The sequence below is a fragment of the Paenarthrobacter sp. AT5 genome, from assembly GCF_032764245.1.
Classification (GTDB): Bacteria; Actinomycetota; Actinomycetes; order Actinomycetales; family Micrococcaceae; genus Arthrobacter; species Arthrobacter ureafaciens.
The window spans coordinates 23,923-47,091 of the sequence record NZ_CP136443.1 but is presented as its reverse complement, the minus strand read 5'-3'; the positions used below and the strand labels follow the sequence as shown (position 1 = coordinate 47,091).

The following is a 23,169-nucleotide window of genomic DNA, read 5'->3' as shown; positions in this document are numbered from 1 at the left end:
CGGCGCCACGTAAGAAAGGAAACCGCAATGACTCTTGCACCTGAATCACCCACGACCGGCCATGACGTCGATGTCCGGTTCAGCCCCGACGGCACCCCGTTGGCGATCCGTCACGACGGCCGGATCTGGATGGTCGATCCCGACGTCCACACAGCGCACTGGTTCACCAGGGACGCATGGTGGGAATCCCGGACCCGGGCAGCAGTCGGCACCGGCGATCTTGTCAGCATCGAACACTGGCAGGTCCAAGCCAGCCAGCCCTCAGCGAATGCGGAGCTGCGGACGTTCACGCTGCGGCGGGAGCCGATGGCTACCGGGTGGCAGCTGGAGTCCATCAGCTAGTGCCCACTGACTTTTACCGCTCCCCCATCCCCGAGCAGCTGTGGGAACGGATCCGCAACGAATTCAATCTCCCGGGCCTGGAGCAGGTCCGGGAAAGACTCTCCACCGTGCACGAGGATCCCGAACCAATCATGCGCCAGCTCGCCAGGGTCTTTATCGGAGAAGGGGTGTATTGTCCCGGGTTCCAGTTCCGCCCTGACCTGACGTTGGACCCGGTCGTGGTGGGCCTGTTCGACCGTGCCATGGAGCTGCGGATCCCTCACAATTACTTCGCGCTCTGGATGATGGTCCCCTCCCCCGCCCTGCAAGGCTCAAGGCCCGTGGACCTCCGCCGCAGCGGCAAGGCGACAACTCTCCAAGCTGCCCTCGAACAGGCGTTCACGCCGATGGCGGCCTAAAATATGGGGGTGAAAGTGACTCTGACCGCACAGGCCGGCAACGGCGAACTCAGCCACGTCGAAGCCGAAGGCGAGACGAACGAAGAAGCCAACGCGGCCGCCGAAGGACTGATCCCGGAAGACTCCAAGGCCATCGCCATCCGCACCAGCTAGAGGTACCCCCGGGCAGGCTTACTTGTCGGCCCATCGTTCGTGGGCGGCTTGGCGGCTGATTCTCGCGGCGCGGCCGATGTCCGTCCAGGAGGCGCCGGCTGCTTTCGCGGCCGCGACGGTTTTATCCAGACGGTGCCCGGCCTGGCGGTGCTCCTTCGCGGCCGCCTCCACGCCGCGGATCGCTTCAGACGGTGCAATATGGACCAGCCATTCCTCCCGAACGGCTTCCTCCACCTCGCCGGAAACGTCCGCAATCTCGCCTATTGGCGCGTATTCCTTGCGGGTAGCAACGTCAGCGTCAGCAACTGTAGGAACTCTCTGCCACAGCTCCCCCTGCCAACCGCACGTGCAGGCACCACGCCAGCTCATGATCAGGTCATGAGGAACGATTTCCTGATCCGGGTAGAACTCCCCTGCTGGTTCGTAGTCTCCGGTGGTCCCGTGGACAAACATTCCCGTCCCGTTCGAACTGGCTGAGAGCCGCCCGTCGGGCGCAACCGCAGCCACCCAGCCCTCATGGTTGTAGTCGCTGGATTCCCATCCCATCGCCGCCCGCTTTCCTGTCAGGGTTTCTTGACAGAGAGTCTGTCAGGGGACACCGACAATAACCAGCCAGGACAAGCAAGGTTTGACGCGGCAAGGCCCCCGCTTCTGCTTGCATGCAGCCTGACGGGGCCCTGCGTTAGATATCAGAAGTTGCTGGGTGTCAGGAGCCAGTCAGGTCCACGACGTCGGATCCGGCGCTGGTCTTCACCGATTCAACGCCCTTCAGGGCTGCGGCTTTGGTGGTGTGCGACTCGCCGCTGGCCATGGTTTCACCATTGCCGGCTTTCAGCCGGAACCGGTATCCGCCGGACTTGTCTTTGTAGACTTCGTACTTTCCTGCCATGCGTGATCCTTCTTCATGGTGCCAGCCCCCCGCGGCGGTAATTTGGACGTGGGTCAGAGACTCCGGCTTTAGTTGCAGCCCCCGCGTTCCAGGAACCCAATATTCATATCTTGGTCATCCTACAAACTGTGCAAGAATGTGCATATGGATGCAGATAAGCAAGTGTGCGGGCTTCAGCCCGACAGTCAGTACGTCGAGCTTGCGGTGGAGGTGTTCGCCATGCTGGCCGACGCAACTCGGGTCCGCATCATCCTCGCCTTGCGTGGTGGAGAAATGGCCGTCGGTGCCCTCGCTGAGCTGCTGGACAAGTCGCCTGCAGCGGTCTCGCAGCATCTGGCAAAGATGCGGTTGGCACGCATGGTCTCCACCCGGCAGGACGGCACCAGGGTCATGTACCGGCTTGAGAATGAGCATGCCCGGCAGCTCGTCACCGACGCCATCTTCCAGGCAGAACACGCCCTCGGCGGCACGCCTGCTCACCACCGCGCAGACCAAGCATCAGCATGACCAGCAGTCACCACGACCACGACCACGACCACGACCACGACCACGACCACGACCACGACGGAGGCTCCCACAAACATCACGGGGGTTTCAAGGGATGGCTGTACGAGCTTTTCGTGCCTCATACCCATGATGTCGCGGACTCGATCGATGACGCGTTGGAGGCCAGCGCCCAAGGCATCCGCGCCCTCAAGATCAGCCTCTTCATTTTGCTGGGGACCACAGCTCTGCAGTTTCTCGTCGTTCTGGTCAGTCGGTCGGTCGCCCTGTTGGCGGACACAATCCATAATTTCTCGGACGCGCTGACGGCGGTGCCGTTGTGGATTGCGTTTGTTCTTGGGCGTCGGGCCGCCAGCCGGCGCTATACCTATGGTTACGGGCGGGCCGAGGACCTTGCCGGACTGTTCATTGTTCTGGTCGTCGCTCTCTCTGCAGTGGTCGCAGCGTGGCAGTCAATTGACCGGCTTTTGAACCCGCAGCCACTTCAAAACCTATGGTGGGTGTTTGCCGCCGGGCTGATCGGGTTCGCCGGAAATGAGATTGTGGCTGTCTACCGCATCCGGGTCGGCCGGCGGATCGGCTCTGCCGCTTTGGTCGCTGACGGCGTGCATGCCCGCATGGATGGTTTCACTTCCCTCGCGGTGGTGCTCGGAGCCGGTGGTGTCATGCTCGGGTTCCCGCTGGCTGACCCGATCGTGGGCTTGCTGATCTCGGCCGCGATCATCGTCCTGCTTGGGGGGACAGTCCGCAGCATCGGGCGGCGGTTGATGGACGGCATCGAACCTGAGCTCCTGGACCGTGGACAGAATGCTCTGGAGCGCACCCCGGGCGTGCTGGCTGTACCCAAGCTGCAGCTGCGCTGGGTCGGCCATAGGCTTCAAGGAGCTGCGACGATCCTCGTCGCGGACACGGCACTCTCACACGCCGAACAGACCGTCCATGACGCCAAACACCGCCTGGAACACGCCCTCCCTAAACTCGACAGCATGGTCATTCAGACCATCACAGCTTCAGCCAATGAAAGAGGACGCCTCTTGGCGCACTCCGCACACCACCGGGGCTGATCGAGGTAACCCGAATTTCTCAATGGTGATGGCCGGCGCCGGGCTGATCGTTGCCGGCGGAAAAGCCCGCTGTTCCTGCAAGGTGGTTCCATCCCGCGTCGCTGAGCGCGTGGTACGCGATATGGAGTTCCTTCGCCGGATCAGCGACAGCGTTGATGTCGCGTCGCTCCAAGACGGCGATCAGTTTCTCTGCGGCTGCGGTGAACCTGTCCCCGGCTGGACGGAGTTCATCCGGCAGCGCGGTCACTGCGACAGCGATTTGGGCGTTACGGATCAGTGCCGCCCAGTTCCTGTCAATCTTCGGCTCTGACCCTGTAAGGGTCGTCGCGATGCCATGGAAACCCACATTGTCGATGAACGTCAGTGCTGCGAGCAGCCCCGCAACAGATGCTGATTGCGCGCCGTCCTGAGCGTGATCCACTGCAGCCTCCTTTTAGCAATCCGTCCCTTAACCATGGCCTCCCTTGCCGGAAGGCTCAAGCCCTCATACGCAGCGCTTACTGGGCAGTCGAGTGTTCGTCGCACCTTGCCTTCAATACCCCCCAGGGGTATAGTCGTCGTGTTGTCAGTGAATGGCATGTCGCGGAGCATCTGTTGGTTCCCCTTTACAGCCGTTCAACCACAGCACCATCGCATCTTCTGCAATGAATGGAACTGACATGCAAACACCATCACGTACCGACCTGCCCCTTACTTCTGCGTCTTCCTCGGGCTGCGGATGCTGCTCACCCGAAGCCCGCACAGCTCCGCCCGCCCAAACGAGTGTTGAGTACGGCGTGGAAGGACTGACCTGCGGTGGCTGCGTGGCCAGCGCAAAAAAGGCCCTCAATGCCGTGGACGGTGTCGAAGCCGCGGCCATTGAACTCGTCCCGGGCGGTGTTTCCCGCCTGTTCATCACCGGCTCCGCTGGACCTTCTGCAGTCCGGGACGCCGTCACGTCAGCCGGCTACAGCCTGACCAACAGCTAGTCCAAACAAGTGTGTCCGCACCGCTTCGGGCGATGCGGAGCGCCGCACCTGGAGGAGCACACCATGACAGACCACAGCCATCACCACGAGCATCACCCCTCGCCGGTAGCCGAAGCAGACCCCGGCCATGCAGCACACCAGCCTCCCGGCACAGCGGAACCACCGCATCAGCACCACGCACACGATCAGGGACACAACGACCGCGACGACCATGCCGTCCACAGCCACGGTCAGCATGCCGGTCACAGCACGTCAATGTTCAAGGACAGGTTCTGGCTGACCTTGGCGTTGTCGGTCCCGGTCGTGTATTTCAGTCCGATGTTCGGGCACCTTCTGGGGTACATGCCGTTGGAGTTCCCGGGATCGGCCTGGATCCCGCCCGTTCTGGGAACGGTGATCTTCCTCTACGGGGGCATGCCGTTCCTCAAGGGCGGTCTGAACGAGCTGAAGAACCGGCAGCCGGGCATGATGCTGCTGATCAGTATGGCCATCACGGTCGCGTTCGCCGCGTCCTGGGCCACGACCCTGAGGATCGGGAACTTCGATCTGGACTTCTGGTGGGAGCTGGCGCTCTTGGTGGCCATCATGCTGCTCGGACACTGGATCGAAATGCGCGCGCTCGGCTCCGCCCAAGGAGCCCTCGACGCCCTGGCCGCACTGCTGCCGGACGAGGCCGAACGCGTCACTGATGTCGGCGTCGAAACCATCCCAATCTCCGAGCTAAAGCCCGGGGACATTGTTCTCGTCCGGTCCGGGGCGCGGATGCCCGCCGACGGCACCATCGCGGACGGGCAAGCCGAATTCGATGAGTCCATGATCACCGGGGAGTCCAAAACGGTGCTCCGCGCCGTGGGTGACCCGGTCGTGGCCGGGACCGTGGCCACCGACAACACCGTCCGGGTCACCGTGACGGCGGTCGGTGACGAGACAGCCTTGGCCGGCATCCAGCGGTTGGTCGCTGAAGCGCAGGCCTCGTCCTCGAAGGCCCAGGCCCTCGCGGACCGGGCGGCGGCGTTCCTGTTCTACTTCGCCACCATCGCCGGTGTCATTACCTTCATCGCATGGATTCTCTTGGGCAGCCTGCCCGAAGCCGTCACCCGCACCGTCACGGTCCTGGTGATCGCCTGCCCCCATGCGCTGGGCTTGGCCATTCCGCTGGTGATTGCGATCTCCACCGAACAGGCCGCCAAGGCCGGGGTGTTGATCAAGAACAGGATCGCGCTGGAGCGGATGCGCACCGTCGATGTCGTCTTGTTCGACAAGACAGGAACCCTGACCAAGGGCGAACCCGAGGTCAGGAACACCGCCACCACTGACGGCGGGGCGACCAATGAGCTGCTGGCTCTGGCAGCAGCCGTCGAATCCGACAGCGAACACCCCGTCGCCCGCGCCATCGTCCGGGCAGCGAAGGAGAAGAATCTCACGCTGCCGCCGGCAACGGGCTTCACATCAATGATGGGCCGGGGCGTGCGGGCCACGATCGATGGCCGAACAGTCCAGGTCGGCGGTCCGGCACTGTTGCGCGAACTCGGACTCGCGGAACCTGAGACGCTGTCGGCCTCGACCCGGGAGTGGATGGGGCGCGGCGCTGCCGTGCTGCACGTCATTGACGGCGACCGTATCCTGGGAACGGTCAGCCTGGAGGACGCCATCCGGCCCGAGTCCCGGCAAGCCGTAGCAGCGTTGCAGAACAGGGGCGTGAAGGTTGCCATGATCACCGGCGACGCCAGCCAGGTAGCCACCGCGGTCGGCGCTGAGCTGAACATCGACGAGGTCTTCGCCGAAGTCCTTCCCGCGGACAAGGACAAGAAAGTCGCCGAACTGCAGGCCCGCGGCCTGAAGGTCGCGATGGTCGGAGACGGCGTCAACGACTCCCCCGCCCTGGCCCGCGCCGAGGTCGGTATCGCCATCGGCGCCGGCACCGATGTGGCCATGGAATCAGCGGGGGTCATCCTGGCAGGCAACGACCCCAGGGCTGTCCTTTCCATGGTCGAGCTGTCCAGGGCGAGCTACACCAAAATGTGGCAAAACCTTGTCTGGGCCACCGGCTACAACGTCATCGCCGTGCCCCTGGCCGCGGGCGTGCTGGCCTTCGCCGGGATCGTTCTGTCCCCGGCCGCCGGGGCGGTCCTGATGTCGGTCTCCACGATCGTTGTGGCCCTCAACGCCCAGCTGCTCCGCCGGGTGAAACTGAACCCCTCGCAGGTTCGTTGACCATCTGAGGCCATCGGCGCCGGCGCACCGCATCCCCTGATGCCTCGCCGGTGCCGGTAGCCTAGGAAAGCAAGCACGCAGGGAGGAGGACCAGCATGGCCGCGCAACGCACCATAGCCGGTTCCGCCCTGCTCACAGCATCCCTTCTGGCCACCGTCCTCGCAATCGTCGCCGGAATCCTGGGCATGCACGTCATGACCGGCACCCACTCGGCACACTCAAGCGCCATGGTCTCCGCAGGTGCGCCGGATACGACCGGGCCGGCCCCGTCAACGTCCGAGCCCGAACTATCCAGGCACGCCAGCCATCTGGTCTCATCGCCGGAGCCGGCCGCGTTGCAGGCGCTGTCTACGTCGAACGGTGCAGCCTCGCCTGCGCAGTGTTCCTGCTCCGGAGATTGCTCAAGCCAGTACTCCATGAGTGCCTCCTGCATCCCCACGCTCGCGACCGGCGCTCTGGCGGCTCCCGCACCGGATGACACGGTCTCCATCACGGGCAAGTCCGCAGCCTCCCCCGTCACTGCTCGTGACCGTTGGTCCTACCGTCCCGGCAGTCCTTCACCGGGTGACTTGTCGATCAGCAGAACGTAACCGTTCCACCTGCCGGGCCTACGCCCGGGCCGTTCTTTTCTTGCGCCCTCCCAGCCTTTTCGGCGGGGCGGCCAAGCTGATGCACCCCCCCTTTTTTTGCGAGGGCGTCTTTGCGCCCCCTGGACTCTTGTGAAGGACCTGATTTTGATGAATGCGAAGAAATTCTTACCTGTTGCCGCAACGGCCATAGCTGCCGCCATCGCACTGGCCGGCTGCGGCGCTTCCGGTGGTTCCAGTTCCTCTGGTACGTCCATGCCGGGCATGGACCATGGCAGCAGCTCCTCCAGCGCATCAAGCCCGGCAGCGGCCGCGGACCATAACGCCGCTGACGTGATGTTCGCCCAGACGATGATCCCGCACCATGCCCAGGCTGTGGAGATGAGCGACATGATCCTCAAGAAGCAGGACATTCCCGCTGACGTCACAGCCTTGGCCACCCGGATCAAGGACGCACAGGGACCGGAGATCGAAAAGATGACTGGCTGGTTGAAAGGCTGGGGCGAACCCACCCAGGCGCCCACCGGGCACAGCATGGACGGCATGATGGGCGCCGACGACATGACCAAACTCGAAGCCGCTCAGGGCGTTGAGGCCGCGAAGCTGTTCCTGACCCAAATGATCGCCCACCACCAAGGTGCCGTGACCATGGCCAAGACAGAAACCACGGACGGTAAGGACGCCGCAGCTGTCCAGCTCAGCAAGGACATCGTGAGCGCCCAGGAAGCCGAGATCAAGGAAATGCAGACGCTGCTGGCCACCCTCTAGCCAGCCCACCGTGGCGCCGGTCGCCTCACCAACAAGGGGGCCGGCGCCCTCCGCATACCTTCTTCCCCAACCTGGAGCTTCCCATGCAATCCTTCACCACCCCGGCAAAGCGGACCGGAGCCCTCGCGGCAGGTGCCGCTCTCGTGTTCGCGCTGGCCGCCTGCGCCCCGGCCAGCCCGCCCGCTTCCACACCACCCTCCATTGAACTGACGGAAAAAGCCCTACCCAGCAGCCACGTTCACGGACTGACCGTCAACGGTGACACCAGCCAGGTGCTGTTGGCCACCCATGACGGGCTGTTCGACGTCACCAAACAGCCAGCCAGCAAGATCGGCGGCACCAACGACCTGATGGGCTTCACCGTCGGCAAGGACGGCATCTTCTATGCCTCCGGCCACCCCGGCCCGGGATCTGACCTGCCCAACCCCCTCGGACTGATCAAGTCCACCGACGGAGGACAAACGTGGGAGAAACTCTCGCGGCAAGGCGAATCCGATTTCCACGCCCTGACCACCACCAAAACCGGGATCGTCGCGTTCGACGGTCAACTGCGCAGCAGCCCCGACGGGAAAACCTGGAACACCGTGGCGGCCATGTTCGCCCCGGCGGTCTTGGCCGGGCACCCCGACAGCGACGCCGTGCTGGGCACCACCACTGAGGGAATCCAGCGTTCCACCGACGGCGGGGCAACCTGGGCATTGGACAAGACCGGCCCGGTGATCCAGTACGCCGCCTTCGCCACCCCGGACGATGCGGCAGGCGTGGCTCCCGACGGGACCACCTACTACTCGGCCGACGCCGGCAAGTCGTGGACCAAGAAAGGACGGATCAACGGTGAAGTCCTGGCCATAGCCGCCCTCAAAGGCGCCGACGGGAACCTTCGGATTTGGGCTGCCACACCCGAAGGGATCGTCGTCTCCACCGACGGCGGCACGAGCTACCGCGCCGCTAACGCCGCCTGAGACCTTCAGTTCTGCCAACGCAAAACGAGGCCGCAGGCCTCTGGCGTGCCCCGGATGCCCGGTCTAGGGTGGGCGTGATGGCCGGGTCGGCCGGTCCTCACGCCCACCGATGACAGGAGCAGGCCATGACCCACCACATCAGCGCGATGATCGATTCCCACCCAAGAGCAACGGGCTTGGTAGACAAAGAGGGGCTGGCCGAATGCATCGCTGCCTGCTTGGAATGCGCCCAGGCGTGCAGCGCCTGCGCCGACGCGTGCCTGGGCGAGGACATGGTCGCCGACCTCACTGCCTGCATCCGCACAGACCTCGATTGCGCCGATATCTGCCATGCCACCGGCACCATCCTCAGCCGCCAAACCGATACCAACACCGAGATTGTCCGGGCACTTCTCGAAGGCTGCAGGACCGTCTGCGGCATCTGCGCGGCGGAATGCGAACATCACGCCGGGATGCACGAACACTGCAGGATCTGCGCCGAGGCCTGCCGACGCTGCGAGAGTGCCTGCGCCGCGCTCCTGCCCGCCCTCGGATAGGAAGAGGCACTCAGGAGGCCGAAAGGATGGCGGTTTCCTTATGCGTTCATCGTCTTAGGCCACGGAACGTTGTGGTTCCGGCCGCAGCCAAACATCTTCATCCCTCAGCCACAAGGCGGCCCCGCTGGGCCCTCGACGGCGGAAGCGCAACGGACAAGCCGGGATGAAGCTTCCCGATCATGCCGATCCCGGTCAGCGCCTACCTACATGGGCCTAGACAACTACAACCCAGATCGCCTCCGACGCCGAGGCCCCCAGATCGATGTTCTGCTCCTGGCCACGCAGACGGACGGTGGTGAGATCCGCGAACCGTCGGTGCTCCTGAATGGACAACTCTGCATCAGGCGTAAGACCCAGTTCGGTGAAGTAGCGCAGCAGTTCAGGGTCAGCATCGGAAATACGAGTCACCGTCACGGTGCTGCCTGCCGCCGCGGCTGAGAGTTGGGTTCCGGCTGGCTGGCACTGCTGCCCCTCAGGAGAGGGTATCGGGTCGCCGTGCGGATCACGGGTGGGATGGCCCAGGCGTTGGTCAATGCGCTCGATGAGCTTGTCCGATACGGCATGTTCCAGGATTTCGGCCTCCTCGTGGACCTCGTCCCACCCGTAGCCGAGAGACTGCACGAGAAAGGTCTCCAGAAGACGATGCCGCCGGACCATGGCGACGGCGTGTTTACGACCCTCAGCGGTTAGTTCGATGCTGCCGTACGGTGCGTGGGTGACCAGGTTCTGCGCGGCCAGTTTCTTAATTCCGTCCGAAACCGTGGGGGGCCGAACCCCGAGGCGCCCGGCTATGGAGCTGACGGTAATGGGGGTTGCGGACCATTCCGTGGCGGTCCAGATCAGTTTCAAATAGTCCTGGGCTGAGGTGGACAGATCCGTTACGAGCATTGCTTCATACTACTTTGCCCGCCTCACAAATGTTAGGCTTAACGAACAATTTTGTTTTCAATGGTGAATTCCAAGGAGTCGGCGTGCCGAAATTCAGTCTCGAGAAGCTGCTCAGCCGGCGGTCGATGATCTCCGGCGCCGCAGCCCTCGCCGCAGTGCCGGTACTGGCGCCATTTGAGGCGCAGGCCAACGGCACGGGACCGCACTCCGGTCACGGCACACCTGCCCAGGACACGCCCCCACGAGCATCCACCGGCGGTCCCGCCGCGATCACGATGCCCGCAGCTGATGCCACCTCCATGAGCCATGCCGGACACGCCGGCTTCGCTGGCGGATCCGTCCCGGTCGACCGGGCCGGGATCGACCCGACGGCGATTCTGCGGGACTTCGACAGGGGAAAGACCAGCACCCTGCCGGACGGGCGGACGCTGCGGGAGTGGGACATCGTGGCCGTGGACAAGGACTTCGAAATCGCCCCCGGAGTGACCTTCCCGGGATGGAGCTACAACGGCAGGATCCCCGGGCCCACGCTCTGGGCACGGGAAGGAGACGTGCTGCGCATCCACTTCACCAACGCCGGCGCGCACCCGCACACCATGCACTTCCACGGCGTCCACCGCGCGGAAATGGACGGCACGCCCGGCATCGGCGCAGGCTCCATCGCGCCCGGCCAGTCTTTTACCTACGAATTCGACGCCACACCGTTCGGAACCCACCTCTACCACTGCCACCAGTCACCGCTGGCACCACACATCGCCAAAGGCCTCTACGGCGGATTCATCATCGAACCCAAAGAGGGCCGGCCGACGGCCGATGACGAGATGGTCATGGTGATGAACGGCTACAACACCGATGGTGGGGACGACAACGAGTTCTACTCAGTCAACGGTCTGCCCTTCCATTTCATGGACTACCCCGTGCAGGTCAAGCAAAACGCGCTGGTGCGGATCCACCTGATCAACGTTCTTGAGTACGACCCCATCAATTCCTTCCACGTGCACGGCAACTTCTTCCACTACTACCCCACCGGGACCATGCTCACCCCGAGCGAATTCACCGACACCATTTCCCAGGTGCAGGGCCAACGCGGCATCGTGGAAATGCGGTTCCCCTACCCCGGCAAATTCATGTTCCACGCCCACAAGACCGAGTTCGCCGAACTCGGCTGGATGGGCTTCTTCGAGGTGACCCCGGCATGAGCATTGAAGAAAAGTCCACGACGACAACGCCACCCACCCTGCCCGGGGGCAGACGCCCGTCGGCACCCGCCTGGTTGCTCGGACTTGCACCGTTGGTCCTGATCGGCGTCCTGATGGCCGTGTTCGCCGTTCTGAACGGACCAGGGTTGGCGAAGCTGTCCGAAGGCATCCCGCCCAAGGAAGAGATCGCCGTCGAAGACGTCCGTTTCCTGCCCGGCCAGATCCAGGTCACTGCCCGCAACGAAGGCCCGGACCCGGTCAGCATCGCCCAAGTGAACGTCTCGGACTATTACGCGGCCTTCACCCAGACCCGCGAAACCATGGCCCCGCTCGAAACCACGACGCTGACCATCAGCTACCACTGGGTGGATGGGGACCCTTACGAGATAGCCCTCGTCACCTCCATCGGCGGCAAAATCCCCATCACCGTCGACGCAGCAGCCCTCAGCCCTGAACGCGGTACCTCCTTCTTCGGACTAATGACCCTGCTTGGTATTTACGTTGGCGTCATTCCGGTGGCCCTGGGCATGCTGTGGATGCCGTTCATCCGCCGCTCCTCAACCTCCTGGATCAAACTCCTGCTCGGTATCACGGTAGGGCTCCTCGCATTCCTCGCCATCGACGCGACCCTCGAAGGAATGGAACTCGTCGCGACAAGCGGCGCGTTCGGCGGACCCCTCGTGGTGTTCCTCGGCGCCCTCGTCGCATATCTGGTCCTTGAAGGCACCGACGCCTGGATGCGCCGACACCAGGACCTCAGCAGCACCGGACAACCCGCTGCCCTGCCGCCACGCCGGTTGGCCCTGCTCATCGCCATCGGCATCGGTCTGCACAACCTCGGCGAAGGATTGGCCATCGGTTCCGCGTATGCCGTAGGATCCCTGGCACTCGGGGTCACGCTGATTGTCGGCTTCGCCATCCACAACACCACCGAAGGCCTTGCAATCGTCACACCGCTGGCCAAGGAACCCGCACGCCTGGGCCGCCTCGCGGTACTGGGCCTGATCGCCGGAGCACCCGCCATCGCGGGCGCCCTCATCGGAGCCACGGTCAGCCAGCCCGCGCTTTCGGCCTTCCTCCTGGGGCTTGGAGCGGGAGCCGTCGCCCAAGTCGCCCTCAAGATCCTGCCCCTGATGAAGGACCACACAGGCAAGGTACTCACTCCGCTGGCCAGCGCCGGCATCATCCTGGGCCTTGGCATCATGTTCGCCACGGGGCTGCTCGTCCAGGCCTAACGCAACCGCTGGGCCCCTCGGGCAAAAGTACATAATTGCGTGGATACATCGACGAATGTAATCATGAAGCATGGAAACCCTCACGCATGCCCCGGTGCTCGCGCGGTTTGGCTACGCTGTCTCGGATCCCACCAGGGCCAGGATCCTGCTGGCACTCTCCGAAGCCCCGGGCTACCCGTCGGACCTCGCCGACTCGTTGTCTGTATCGCGGCAGAGCATGTCCAACCACCTGACCTGCCTTCGCGGCTGCGGCCTGGTGGTGGCAGTCCCGGACGGACGGCGGATGCGGTACGAGCTCGCCGATGCCAGGCTGGGCCATGCCATCACTGACCTTCTGGGCGTCGTCCTGGCCGTGGACCCTACCTGCTGCGCTCCCAGCGGAGGAGAACCTGCCCTGACCAGCCCGCTCGAAACCGTGGCTTCGCGCTGGGGTAACGGCTAGGCCATGACCGACTATGAGCTACGCGTCATTGAGGGCTGCCCGAACACTGTCCCGGCGATGAATCTGTTTCGATGCGTCCTGGAGGCTGCGGGGCTACCAGTGAAACGTCTACGTGTCCGTGTCATCACCTCTGAACGCGATGCGCAGGAACTGGGCTTTCAGGGCTCCCCATCGTTCATTGCCGCCGGAGGTGACTTGTTTCCGGTGGTCGCAGATCCGGCTGTGAGCTGCCGCGTGTACTCTTCCGCTGGGAAAATGGCAGGACTGCCGGCTTTTGCGTCGTTGCTGGCAGCTGTGCGCGGGACAGGTCAGGAGGCATGAGAGCCCAGGAAACCAAGATGTTGCTCCCGATGCGTGCCGCGATGGCACTGGCGGTCGCTTCTCTGGCGTTGGGCGACTTGTTGGTCAAGTCCATCGTCACCACAACCATGGCCGACGGCAGGGTTCTCGACTACGGGATAATCAATCTCCGGCTCGCCTACAACACCGGTGTTGCGTTCAGCCTTGGCGCCACCTTGTCCCCATGGATTGTTGTCGCCGCGACGGCCGTGATCGTTACGGCCCTGGCGGTTTTCCTGTACCGGGCGGCTCCCGGATTCAACCGGATCGCCCGGGCCGGAGCTGTCCTCCTGCTCGGCGGCGCCCTGGGGAACCTGGTAGACCGGATGGATGGGGCAGGAGTCGTTGACTACCTGCACACCGGATGGTTCCCGACCTTCAACCTTGCCGACGTCTTCGTCACCGGCGGAGTCGTCCTGCTGGTGCTCGGATCCTTCCGCACCCCTGCCCGAACCACGGAAGAAAGGCACTGAACCGGTGGACATTGGCGAGTATTTTGCCTCCACGGTGACCTCCGGCGCACTGGTCCTGGCACTGCCGCTGGCGGCAGTGGCAGGCCTGGTGTCCTTCCTGTCGCCCTGCATCCTTCCGCTGGTGCCCGGCTACCTGGGCTTCGTCTCCGGGCTAACGGACCCGACCCAACCGCGGAACAGACGACGTGTGCTGGCTGGCGTGGCCCTGTTTATCCTCGGCTTCGGTGCCGTATTCACCCTGTACGGGGCGGCCTTCGGAGCCATCGGGTCCTGGCTGATCCGCTGGCAGGACCCCCTCATGAGGGGACTGGGGATCGTGGTCATCCTCATGGGGCTGGTCCTGCTCGGACGGTTTTCCTGGCTCCAACAAACCCGGAAATTCCAGCTTCCCGGCCGCAACGGGCTCACCGGCGCACCACTGCTGGGAATCGTCTTCGGCCTGGGTTGGACCCCCTGCATGGGGCCGACGCTCAGCGCCGTCCTCAGCCTGAGCGTCACCGCCGGAAGCGCCTGGCGCGGAGCCTTGCTGGCCTTCGTCTACTGCCTTGGCCTGGGCGTCCCCTTCGTTCTCGTGGCCCTTGGCCTGAACTGGGTCTCCAAGGTCCTGAGCGTGGTGCGCAGGCACATCAGAGCTGTGAACATCGGAGGCGCCGTCATGCTCATCATCCTCGGCGTCCTGATGGTATCCGGCCTGTGGGTGCAATGGATCTACCAACTCCAAAACCTCGCCGGAACGTTCCTGATGCCCGTCTAGGCACGTCCGCCCCGGAATTCTGATACGAACAGCAAGGACAACGGAATGAGCAGTCAACCACAAGCGCGCCGGGGACCCCGCCGCCGCACCATCCTGGGCCTGGGCGGGGCCCTCTTGGCCCTCGCCGGCTGCGCGAGCCAGGACGACCTGGCCGAGCAGGCCAAAGCCGGAGACGACAAGAACTACATCGCCGGGGACGGGTCCGTGAATGAATACCCACCCGAGTCACGCGGTGCCCGGGTCTCCCTGGAAGGCCAACTCTTCAACGGCGAGAAAATCTCTGCCCAGGACTGGGCCGGCAAGGTCGTGGTCCTCAACTTCTGGTATGCAGCCTGCGCACCCTGCCGGGTCGAGGCGCCGGACCTGGCCGCCCTCCACACCGAATTCAAAGACAAGGGCGTGCTGTTCTACGGGGTTAACGTCCGCGACGACGCCGCCACCTCGGAAGCCTTCGAACGGACCTTCAACGTGCAGTACCCCAGCTTTGATGACAGCGATGGCGGCATCCTGCTCGCCATGACCGAGTACGTCCCGCCCCGCGCGGTCCCCACCACCCTCGTGCTCGACACCGAAGGCCGCGTCAGTGCCCGGATCCTCGGGGTCTCCCAAAAAGGAACGCTGAAGGCACTGATCACCTCCGCCGCAGCCGGATCCTGAACAGGCCGCCCGCGTGAATCGAACCCCAAGGAATCCCAACCCCATGACCAACATCCAACCACCCACCGGGACCATGAAAACTGCCGCCTCCACCGCGCAGCCGCAGTCCCCCCGTATGACCAGCAACAAGCCTCTTGGCTGGCTCATGCTCATCACCGGGCTCATCGGCTGGCTTGCCTCCGGCACCTTAGTACTGGAGAAACTCGAGGTACTCAAAGACCCCGGATACCAAACCGCCTGCGACATCAACCCCTGGATTTCCTGCGGCCAGGTCATGCAGACCTGGCAGAGTTCGGTGTTCGGCTTTCCCAACATGTTCATCGGGATCGTGGCGTTCGCTGTCATCATCACCACCGGCATGGCGCTGCTCTCCGGAGCCACCTTTGCGCCCTGGTACTGGGCAGGGCTCCAGGGCGGGGTCACACTTGGTTTTGCCTTCGTCGTGTGGCTGTGGTCCCAGGCTCTGTACTCGATCCACATCCTCTGCCCCTTCTGCATGATCGTCTGGGCCGCAATGATTCCCCTCTTCGTCTGGATCACGGCCCGGAACCTCGACCACGGAATCATCAAGGTACCTGCCCGGGCTGCGCGCATCGTGAGCGAGTCCGGCTGGATCATCACCGCCCTGCTCTACGTGGCCGTGACCGCGACCATCTTCTTCGCCTTCCTTCACATCTTCATAGGCACCTCCGGTTTCTAAGGAAGGACCCGGAGTCCGCCGCCGAAATCCCGCGGAGGCCCGGCCGCGGACACGGAACCGCTGAGATTCATCGGACCAGGGTTAACGGACCCCAAACCTTCATCGCCCCGCCAATCGAGGAATGCCCATGGTCCAGAAACAGCCAAAGCCCAGGCCCGCCATCCTGGGGCCAGGTCTGTCGGACCGCGAGGGCACCGGAATCCTGACCGGCCTGCGCGACCTCATCGACAACATTGCCAACACCTCCCCGGCCCGCCTCGCCTTCAGCGCCTTCGTGGTGGTGATTCTGCTCTTTACCGGGTTGCTGACGCTTCCGGCGTCCTCTGCATCCGGTGAGTCAACACCCTTGCACCAAGCCATGTTCACGGCCGTTTCCAGCGTCTGCGTCACCGGCCTGACCGTGGTGTCCACCGCCACGCACTGGTCCTTTTTCGGGCAGCTCGTCATCTTGCTGGGCATCTTCGTCGGGGGTTTAGGCACGCTGACGCTCGCGTCCCTGCTGGCGCTGATGGTCAGCAAGCGCCTGGGCGTGCGCGGCAAGCTCATCGCCCAGGAAGCCATGAACAACGCCGGAAGGCTCGGTGAAGTCGGTACCCTTCTCCGGATTGTCATCGTGACCTCCGTGGTCATCGAAGGGGCGCTGGCCCTCGCCCTGATCCCCCGGTTCCTGGTCCTCGGCGAGCCGTTCTGGCAAGCCGTGTGGCACGGTGTCTTCTATTCCATCTCGTCGTTCAACAACGCCGGGTTCACACCCCATTCGGACGGGATCGTCCCTTACGAGACCGACCTTTGGATTCTGGTTCCGCTGATGCTGGGTGTTTTCCTGGGCAGCCTCGGCTTTCCCGTGGTCATGGTGCTGCAGCAAAACGGGCTCAACTGGAAAAAGTGGAACCTCCACACCAAGCTCACCATCCAGGTCTCCCTTATCCTGCTCGCGGCCGGCGCGGTCCTGTGGGCAGTCATGGAGTGGGACAACGTCCGGACTATCGGTAACTTAGGGGCCGGTGAGAAGGTCATCCATTCGCTCTTCGCCTCGGTCATGACGCGCTCCGGCGGGTTCAACCTGGTGGACCAGAACCAGATGGAATCCACCACGATGCTCCTCACTGACGCGCTCATGTTCGCCGGCGGCGGCTCGGCCTCCACGGCCGGGGGCATCAAGGTGACCACCATTGCCGTCATGTTCCTGGCCATCGTGGCCGAAGCCCGTGGCGATGCCGACGTGAAGGTCTATGGCCGCACCATCCCCCAGGGCACCATGCGGGTCGCCATCTCGGTGATCGTCGCCGGGGCCACGCTTGTTTCGGTCGCCGCCTTTCTGCTCCTGCAGATCAGCGGGGCTTCCCTTGACCGGGTACTGTTCGAGACCATCTCGGCCTTCGCCACCGTAGGACTGAGCACCAACCTCAGTGCCGAGCTGCCGCCGTCAGGGGCGTACGTGCTGTCGGCGCTGATGTTCGCCGGCCGCGTCGGCACCGTCACTCTGGCCGCCGCACTGGCACTGCGCCAACGCAGCCAGTTGTACCACTACCCCGAAGAGCGGCCGATCATTGGCTAGCGCACCCCGAGGTGGGCGGTCTTGGCTTCCCGGGTCACATCCAGCCCTGCGGGTTCACGGTCTGCCCGTTAAGAAGCACCTCGAAGTGCAGGTGGCAGCCGGTAGAGGCCCCGGTCGTCCCGGCAGCGGCAAGCCGCTGGCCGGCGGCCACGGTCGCTCCGACAGAGGTTTCGATGGACGCCAAATGGTTATACGTACTCTTTAAGCCGTTACCGTGGTCCACCACAATCCTGTTTCCGCCCCCGTAGGCCGACCAACCGGCCTCCACGACCTTTCCAGCCCCGGCGGCGTACACCGCGGTCTGGCACGCTGCCACGAGGTCCAAGCCGGTATGTAGTTCCCCGGAGCCGCTGATCGGGCTGGAGCGGATACCGAACGGCGAAGTGACCGACATGCTGGCCAGCGGCGCGCCGAGCCGGGCCGAGGAAGCTGCGGGTGCAGAAGCAGCCGGTGCGGCTGCGGCAGTCTTTGGAGCTGCCGCGCCCGCTGCTGCAACCTGGGTCTTGGCCGGCAGTGGCAATGGAGCTTGCTCGGTGGTGACAGCCGGCCGTTCATAGCTGATGGATGCCCCGGCGGAGGCCTGAACCGGTGCACTGGAAGCCTTTGCCGCTGGGGCTTGCACTGCGGGACCGGTGCCGGTGGGGGCCGGGCCGGCATGGGCGGCGGTGAGTGAGGCGGTCAAAATCGCGGCGACGCTCAGCGTGGCGGCAGTTGCGACCTGTTTGCGCCGATTCCCGACCGGCCTGGCAGCTGGCACATCCCGGTGCTGCGGGACAGCCCGGGGAGTCGTTGCAGCGGCCGCCCGGGGGAAGGGACCGGAGGTTGGTTTTCGGCGCCGGCCATGGGGGGATGGGGAAGTCATGGGGGATCCTTTCGGTTCGCCTGCGAAGTTAGCTGTCGGGTTCGGGCCAAGGAAAATGCCCGGCCGCACCCCTGCGGCCACCTGGCCACCGACGTCGCGGCTTCACCCCAAGGCAGGCTGGCTGCCGATTCTGGGTCCTCCACCCCCGCCGTGAAAAGGGATAGTCGTTTGATACCACCGGCGGGGCTGAGCGTGCGGCATCAAGGGTTTTAGTACAGAAAAACCTGAACTAATAGTAGCTGCAAAGGCTCATCGTTACAATTTCGTGACACAGCGTGTGTGGTTCGGATGCTGGCGCCCGGGTCGCGTGCCTGCCTCCGACGCCCATGCCAAGCAACATGTGGGCGTCTTTTCAGATGAGCAGCTGATGGCATCAACGAACTCCACCTCCGGATGGTTCCGGTTCCCGACGTACCGCACACTGGGGCCCAGGTGTCGGGGCCCCGGTGCTGGAGAGCACCTCGGAACCAGCTACAGGGTCTGCTGGCGCCCGGAACGGGCGCGGTTCTTTCTGCGGCAGCAGATAAGCCCGGACCACCCACCCACCGGGCGCGGGGCTTCGGTACGACGGCCTGGATGCCGCTGTCGTCCTGCCCATTGCTGAGGGGTTTAGAGGCCCATCGAGTCCAGAAGAGCGTCTTCTTCTTCGGAGCCGGAGCGTTTGCGCCGGGATGGCGTCCTGGGCTGCTGAACGGCTTCAGCTGTGTCCGCCATGTCGTCCGGCAGGTCGCGTTCCTCGCGACCGATCCGGGCCTGTTGCCGTGCCATGTATCCGAAGCCGACGAATGCCAGGATCCCGAAGGTGATCCATTGCAGGGCGTAGGACAGGTTCGACCCTTCCTTGACCGCCGGTGCGGCGAGCTGCTGGGGGGTCACAGATGGTTGTGGGGACTCCGAGGCCATGACCCCGTAGCTGCCCGTCATGAGCGGGTAATCCAGTTGCATCTCGTAATTGGTCAGGTCAATGCTGGCCAGCTGGCCCTCAGGTGCGTCACGGCCAAGGTCAGGTTCGGACGGTTTGATCCGGACGACCGCCGCAACCTCTCCGGTTGGTGGGCCGGGCACCGCGTCGGGGTATCCGGGCCGGTCGTTGCCTATCGGCAGCCATCCTCTGTTGATCGCGATCGTCTCACCGGAGCTCAACCGGAACGGGACCAGCACCTCGTATCCGGCCGCGGAATTGTTGGGCCGGTTCCTGACGATTCTCTGGTCTTGCGCAAGGTACCGGCCAGTGACCGATACGGTCGTCCACTTCGCCTCTGGGTCGGCGACGGCGAAGTATGCGCGGGCGTCCTTGAACGGCACGGGGGCTTTGTCGTAGTTCTCCTGGACCCTGCGGATCTCGGTCACGGCCTGGTTCCGACGATCCATCTGCCAGTTCCCCAGTCCAATGCAGGCAGCGGCGAACAGTGCCGCCATCAACAGGAAACCGGCCCAACGCCAGGACAGCAGGAACCTATACGCCACGGGATTCCTCCTGGAGCTGCCACTGCCCGGCCAGCATTGCGCGGACTGCCGTCGCTTCGGCGGCAAGACGGTGGTCCTCGCCGCGGGCCAGGAGACCGTATTCGACCATCGTCCGTCCGTCATCGTGGGTTCCGGCGCGGACCCAGACCCTGCGGCGGTTCACGTACAGCGAGGCCATCAGGCCCGCAACTGCCATCACCGAGAAGACCAAAACGCCGGTCTGTCCGGGGGTGCTGCGGATGTCCACGCCGATGTAGCGTTTGAGGCCATCGAAGCTGATGCTTCCCTTGCCTTCGGGCAGCGTGTACGTGCCGCCCGGTGAGAGCGTGATGCCCTTGGTGGGCAATTCCCGGCCGTTAAGCTGGGTCAACCCCTTCACATCGAGGTTGTAGACATTTTGCGGTACGCCGGTGTCCAGGCCCAGGTCGCCGTAGTAGGAATTCAGGTTCAGCTGGGGGTTCAGCGGATCCGGGTCGAAGCTGTAGGCAACGCCTTCCTCGTTCTTGATGGCGGAAGGCAGGAAGAATCCCACGAAACCCAGTTGCGACGGACGGGCATCCGGAACCTTGACGACAACCGTTGAAGTGTAGACGCCATCGTTCGGGATGGCAACGACGGGGCCACTGAATGCTGTATCGCCGTTGCCGTCCCGGACGGTGATGACCGGTGCGTAACCGTTGCCGACCAAAAAGACGCCCACCTCCCCGAAGTAGACAGGGTCATTGACCTTCAGCGTCCGGGGTTCCTGGTCCGCGCCGGGTGCATCCCGGGTTCTCAGCTGGGCGGTGAAATCAATGGGCTGGCCGAACTGTGTGGTCGATTCCCTGTCGAAACGGACCGCGAACGTATCCAACGTGATCGTGAACGGCTCCAGCCACGAGGATTGGAAGTTGGTTCCCGGCGCGAAGTTGTCGTAGCCCACAAGCGTGTTGACGAAGGTATCGCCTTCGATCAGGATCTTCTGTCCCCGGAACCCGAACAGCCCGCCAATGGCCACACAGATCAGAACGCCGATCAGCGAGGTGTGGAACACGAGGTTCCCGGCCTCCTTCAGGAAGCCTCGCTCTGCACCCAGCGACGGCATCGCTTCCTCCTCAGCCCTGACTTCGACGCGGTAGCCGCGCTTCTTCAGCGCAGCGGCCGCGTCGGCGATGGCGGCCGCGGCGGGGATCCCGGCCTCGGCAGGCAGCACCAAGGTGCCGTACTCCGGCAGCCGGGAGAGCCGCTTCGGGGTACGTGGCGGGTGCGAACGCATGGCCCTGTAGTGGGCGCGGGCCCTCGGTATGACACAACCGATCAGGGAGATGAACAGCAGGATATAGATGGCCGAGAACCAGGCCGAGGAATAGACGTCGAAAAGCTGCAGCGCATCCAGGGCCGGGCCGTAGTCAGGGCGGTCCTTGATGTACTGGGTGACGAGCGAGGGGTTGGCCGGACGTTGTGGGAAGAGTGATCCCGGCACGGCGGCGATGGCCAGCAATAGCAGCAGGAACAGGGCCGTGCGCATGCTGGTCAGCTGGGTCCAGGCCCAGCGCATCATGCCCGCCGCTCCGAGTGGCGGCGGGGTCGGGAGGGCGTTCTCCTTGGTGCGGGCAGGTGCCGCGGAGTCAGGTGCCGTCATCGCTGGCGTACCGGACGGTTGGCCAGTTGGCGCAGGTATTCGTTGTAGGCGTCCAGGTCCGGGTCCCCTGCCACCGCGGCCGTCTTGTCCGCCTTGACCCATCCGCGGGCCTCGTCCCGTTGCCACCGCACGAGGATGAACATCAGCAGCAGCACCCCTGGCAGTTCCCCGTAAGACCATGCCAGTCCGCCGGCCAGGCCCTGGTCCTGCATCGGGTCCACGTTCCAGCTTTCCGGTGGTGCGGCGAAGAACTTGACCATGGGGGCGGTGGCCATCATGATGACAACCCCGAAAAAGGCGTGCAACGGCATCTCAGCAAAGATGTCGAGCATGCGGCCGAAGTGTGTTTGCCGGGTCGGCAGCGGGTCCGCGGAAATCAGAGGCACAGTGAACAGGATCCCGGCGGCCAGGAACAATAATTCCAGCCCGACGTGCCCGTACCAGTTCGGCAGCAGAAGGTCCGCGAGGCCGGAGAAGTACACGCCGTAGAAGCTGAGCAGAAACAGGGGCACCATGAAGGCCGGGTGGATGGCCAGCCGGCCCCAGCGGGAACGCAGGCCCCAGAGGGCAAACTTCAGAACCGGTCGGCCGAACCGGCCGTGTGGGGTTGCCCGCAGCAACAAGGTGCCAGGGGATCCGATGACCAGCAAGGGAGGGACGGCCATCATCAGGGTCAGTTGCTGGAACATGAAAATGGAGAACATCCGCAACCCGTACCCTTCGATGCCGGCGCCCATGACGACGATGATGGCCAGGCAACCGAGCAGGAAGGAGGCGGTGCGCACCGGGGACCAGTGCCGGCCCTGCCGCCAAAGGCTGATGGCACCGGCGAGGTAGAAGAGAGCGGCGAGCAGCGTCAAGGCGGGGATCAGTGGAACAGGTTGGAGGTTCGGTGCGAGGTACTCCCCCAACGACGGCGGCAGCGAGGGAAGCCAGACCGGGCCCTCGACTCCAGGGTTGCCCATGTCAGTACCGCCGTCCGGACGAGCCGGCCAGGCCAGAGATCGGTGTTAGTTGTTGCTGACCATTGTCAGCCGGTCCTGGCCCGCGTGTCCGACGTGCGTGAGACCCAGATCCAGCAGCATGCGCACGTGGGAGTCGGCCAGTGAGTAATACGCCATCCGGCCGGCACGACGGACCTGCACCACGCGCGGACCGCGCAGCAGCCGCAGCGCATGGGAGACGCCCGATTCGCTCAACCCCGTGGTTGCGGCCAGATCGCACACGCACATCTCCCCTTCGAGCAGGGCGATGAGGATCCTCACCCGTCCCGGGTCCGAGAGCAGCCCGAAGATCACCGCGAGATCCGTCACGTCCGAGTCGGCAGGCATCCGGGACCTGACGGCTTCTACCTTCTCGGCGTCGACCAGACGAATGGAGCATTCGCTGCCCGGTTGGCCGTGCGATGTCGGCAGTGCCTGTGCTGTTCCGGTCATTCATCAAGAGTACCTTTACTTGCTAATGCGTCGCATTTGCCTTGTGGCGTGCCGAGGTTGTCCGGAGGGCCTGGCGGCGTCCACCGATTAACGTCTGAACAACTCTACAGATAATCTTGAATGGCGCCGGAATGCACCGGCGCTGCCTGGCCC

At 64.2% G+C, this 23,169-nt stretch carries 28 protein-coding genes and 1 riboswitch; of the genes, 19 read left to right on the top strand and 9 right to left on the bottom strand.

The genetic code is table 11. The features are described 5' to 3' along the window. Window positions 1-27 precede the first annotated feature (27 nt). The 3 genes from RI444_RS22765 to RI444_RS22755 are packed head-to-tail and all read left to right on the top strand — an operon-like array spanning window position 28 to window position 893. Window positions 28-342, top strand: coding sequence for a hypothetical protein (locus RI444_RS22765; RefSeq protein ID WP_316964010.1), 315 nt, complete (start codon window positions 28-30; stop codon window positions 340-342). Further along, the gene (locus RI444_RS22760) at window positions 342-740 is read left to right on the top strand and encodes a hypothetical protein (protein ID WP_316964009.1); all 399 of its coding nucleotides are present in this window, start codon (window positions 342-344) and stop codon (window positions 738-740) included. Before RI444_RS22765 ends, RI444_RS22760 begins: the two co-directional genes overlap by 1 nt. Before the next feature lie 9 nt (window positions 741-749). Then, window positions 750-893 carry a hypothetical protein gene (locus RI444_RS22755; protein WP_316964008.1) on the top strand — a complete coding sequence of 48 codons (144 nt, stop codon included), beginning with the start codon at window positions 750-752 and terminating at the stop codon, window positions 891-893. An 18-nt stretch (window positions 894-911) separates the two neighbouring features. On the opposite strand, the gene RI444_RS22750 is transcribed toward RI444_RS22755, so the two are convergent. Continuing rightward, on the bottom strand, window positions 912-1,439 hold the full coding sequence (locus RI444_RS22750) for a hypothetical protein (RefSeq protein WP_316964007.1): 528 nt from the start codon (window positions 1,437-1,439) through the stop codon (window positions 912-914). 160 nt (window positions 1,440-1,599) lie between these two features. Further along, window positions 1,600-1,782: a YegP family protein gene (locus RI444_RS22745; protein WP_316964006.1), complete on the bottom strand. Its 183-nt coding sequence runs from the start codon at window positions 1,780-1,782 to the stop codon at window positions 1,600-1,602. Between the two features lie 144 nt (window positions 1,783-1,926). Here RI444_RS22745 and RI444_RS22740 point away from each other — a divergent pair, with 144 nt between their 5' ends. Together RI444_RS22740 and RI444_RS22735 are read left to right on the top strand one after the other, a co-directional pair. Further along, a complete protein-coding gene (locus RI444_RS22740) occupies window positions 1,927-2,289 on the top strand; it encodes a metalloregulator ArsR/SmtB family transcription factor (RefSeq protein WP_316964005.1) in 363 nt (120 codons plus the stop codon). Further along, the gene (locus RI444_RS22735) at window positions 2,286-3,350 is read left to right on the top strand and encodes a cation diffusion facilitator family transporter (RefSeq protein WP_316964004.1); all 1,065 of its coding nucleotides are present in this window, start codon (window positions 2,286-2,288) and stop codon (window positions 3,348-3,350) included. The genes RI444_RS22740 and RI444_RS22735 overlap by 4 nt, the downstream gene beginning before the upstream one ends. Before the next feature lie 19 nt (window positions 3,351-3,369). Here RI444_RS22735 and RI444_RS22730 read toward each other — a convergent pair whose 3' ends face one another. Further along, on the bottom strand, window positions 3,370-3,771 hold the full coding sequence (locus tag RI444_RS22730; protein WP_316964003.1) for a hypothetical protein: 402 nt from the start codon (window positions 3,769-3,771) through the stop codon (window positions 3,370-3,372). A 238-nt stretch (window positions 3,772-4,009) separates the two neighbouring features. Between RI444_RS22730 and RI444_RS22725 the strand changes: the two genes are divergently transcribed. From RI444_RS22725 to RI444_RS22700, 6 genes are all read left to right on the top strand, one after another. Beyond that, the gene (locus RI444_RS22725) at window positions 4,010-4,318 is read left to right on the top strand and encodes a heavy-metal-associated domain-containing protein (protein ID WP_316964002.1); all 309 of its coding nucleotides are present in this window, start codon (window positions 4,010-4,012) and stop codon (window positions 4,316-4,318) included. Between the two features lie 63 nt (window positions 4,319-4,381). Next, on the top strand, window positions 4,382-6,532 hold the full coding sequence (locus RI444_RS22720; protein WP_316964001.1) for a copper-translocating P-type ATPase: 2,151 nt from the start codon (window positions 4,382-4,384) through the stop codon (window positions 6,530-6,532). A 95-nt stretch (window positions 6,533-6,627) separates the two neighbouring features. Next, complete coding sequence (locus tag RI444_RS22715; RefSeq protein WP_316964000.1) at window positions 6,628-7,122, top strand: hypothetical protein; 495 nt, start codon at window positions 6,628-6,630, stop codon at window positions 7,120-7,122. Between the two features lie 147 nt (window positions 7,123-7,269). Further along, window positions 7,270-7,887 (top strand): DUF305 domain-containing protein, encoded by a 618-nt coding sequence (locus RI444_RS22710; protein WP_316963999.1) that lies wholly within the window; start codon window positions 7,270-7,272, stop codon window positions 7,885-7,887. A gap of 83 nt (window positions 7,888-7,970) precedes the next feature. Continuing rightward, complete coding sequence (locus RI444_RS22705; RefSeq protein WP_316963998.1) at window positions 7,971-8,849, top strand: F510_1955 family glycosylhydrolase; 879 nt, start codon at window positions 7,971-7,973, stop codon at window positions 8,847-8,849. A gap of 125 nt (window positions 8,850-8,974) precedes the next feature. Continuing rightward, window positions 8,975-9,385, top strand: coding sequence for a four-helix bundle copper-binding protein (locus RI444_RS22700; protein ID WP_316963997.1), 411 nt, complete (start codon window positions 8,975-8,977; stop codon window positions 9,383-9,385). Between the two features lie 213 nt (window positions 9,386-9,598). Here the strand turns inward: RI444_RS22700 and RI444_RS22695 are convergent, their stop codons facing one another. Further along, the gene (locus tag RI444_RS22695; protein ID WP_316963996.1) at window positions 9,599-10,273 is read right to left on the bottom strand and encodes a metal-dependent transcriptional regulator; all 675 of its coding nucleotides are present in this window, start codon (window positions 10,271-10,273) and stop codon (window positions 9,599-9,601) included. 125 nt (window positions 10,274-10,398) lie between these two features. Here RI444_RS22695 and RI444_RS22690 point away from each other — a divergent pair, with 125 nt between their 5' ends. The 8 genes from RI444_RS22690 to RI444_RS22655 all read left to right on the top strand — a co-directional run bounded on the left by RI444_RS22690 (window position 10,399) and on the right by RI444_RS22655 (window position 17,630). Further along, complete coding sequence (locus tag RI444_RS22690; RefSeq protein ID WP_410510812.1) at window positions 10,399-11,472, top strand: multicopper oxidase domain-containing protein; 1,074 nt, start codon at window positions 10,399-10,401, stop codon at window positions 11,470-11,472. Next, window positions 11,469-12,707, top strand: a complete 1,239-nt coding sequence (locus tag RI444_RS22685) for a ZIP family metal transporter (RefSeq protein ID WP_316963994.1) — start codon at window positions 11,469-11,471, stop codon at window positions 12,705-12,707. Before RI444_RS22690 ends, RI444_RS22685 begins: the two co-directional genes overlap by 4 nt. Window positions 12,708-12,777: 70 nt before the next feature. Then, a complete protein-coding gene (locus RI444_RS22680) occupies window positions 12,778-13,149 on the top strand; it encodes a winged helix-turn-helix domain-containing protein (RefSeq protein WP_316963993.1) in 372 nt (123 codons plus the stop codon). A 317-nt stretch (window positions 13,150-13,466) separates the two neighbouring features. After that, entirely contained in the window at window positions 13,467-13,961 is a 495-nt protein-coding gene (gene lspA / locus RI444_RS22675) for a signal peptidase II (RefSeq protein ID WP_316963992.1), read from the top strand. A 4-nt stretch (window positions 13,962-13,965) separates the two neighbouring features. Further along, window positions 13,966-14,715, top strand: coding sequence for a cytochrome c biogenesis CcdA family protein (locus RI444_RS22670; RefSeq protein ID WP_316963991.1), 750 nt, complete (start codon window positions 13,966-13,968; stop codon window positions 14,713-14,715). Between the two features lie 45 nt (window positions 14,716-14,760). Then, complete coding sequence (locus tag RI444_RS22665; RefSeq protein WP_316963990.1) at window positions 14,761-15,372, top strand: TlpA disulfide reductase family protein; 612 nt, start codon at window positions 14,761-14,763, stop codon at window positions 15,370-15,372. A 43-nt stretch (window positions 15,373-15,415) separates the two neighbouring features. After that, window positions 15,416-16,072 carry a vitamin K epoxide reductase family protein gene (locus tag RI444_RS22660; RefSeq protein WP_410510811.1) on the top strand — a complete coding sequence of 219 codons (657 nt, stop codon included), beginning with the start codon at window positions 15,416-15,418 and terminating at the stop codon, window positions 16,070-16,072. A 127-nt stretch (window positions 16,073-16,199) separates the two neighbouring features. Beyond that, the gene (locus tag RI444_RS22655) at window positions 16,200-17,630 is read left to right on the top strand and encodes a TrkH family potassium uptake protein (RefSeq protein ID WP_316963989.1); all 1,431 of its coding nucleotides are present in this window, start codon (window positions 16,200-16,202) and stop codon (window positions 17,628-17,630) included. Window positions 17,631-17,664: 34 nt separating this feature from the next. Here the strand turns inward: RI444_RS22655 and RI444_RS22650 are convergent, their stop codons facing one another. The 5 genes from RI444_RS22650 to RI444_RS22630 form a co-directional block, all read right to left on the bottom strand. After that, window positions 17,665-18,492 carry a M23 family metallopeptidase gene (locus tag RI444_RS22650; protein WP_316963988.1) on the bottom strand — a complete coding sequence of 276 codons (828 nt, stop codon included), beginning with the start codon at window positions 18,490-18,492 and terminating at the stop codon, window positions 17,665-17,667. Between the two features lie 3 nt (window positions 18,493-18,495). Further along, a riboswitch (cyclic di-AMP (ydaO/yuaA leader) is annotated at window positions 18,496-18,669 on the bottom strand. 432 nt (window positions 18,670-19,101) lie between these two features. Beyond that, a complete protein-coding gene (locus RI444_RS22645; protein WP_316963987.1) occupies window positions 19,102-19,959 on the bottom strand; it encodes an SURF1 family protein in 858 nt (285 codons plus the stop codon). Further along, complete coding sequence (locus RI444_RS22640; RefSeq protein ID WP_410510810.1) at window positions 19,949-21,580, bottom strand: cytochrome c biogenesis protein ResB; 1,632 nt, start codon at window positions 21,578-21,580, stop codon at window positions 19,949-19,951. Before RI444_RS22640 ends, RI444_RS22645 begins: the two co-directional genes overlap by 11 nt. Then, on the bottom strand, window positions 21,577-22,545 hold the full coding sequence (locus RI444_RS22635; RefSeq protein ID WP_316963986.1) for a cytochrome c oxidase assembly protein: 969 nt from the start codon (window positions 22,543-22,545) through the stop codon (window positions 21,577-21,579). Before RI444_RS22635 ends, RI444_RS22640 begins: the two co-directional genes overlap by 4 nt. Before the next feature lie 45 nt (window positions 22,546-22,590). Beyond that, entirely contained in the window at window positions 22,591-23,016 is a 426-nt protein-coding gene (locus RI444_RS22630; protein ID WP_316963985.1) for a metalloregulator ArsR/SmtB family transcription factor, read from the bottom strand. Window positions 23,017-23,169: the final 153 nt, after the last annotated feature.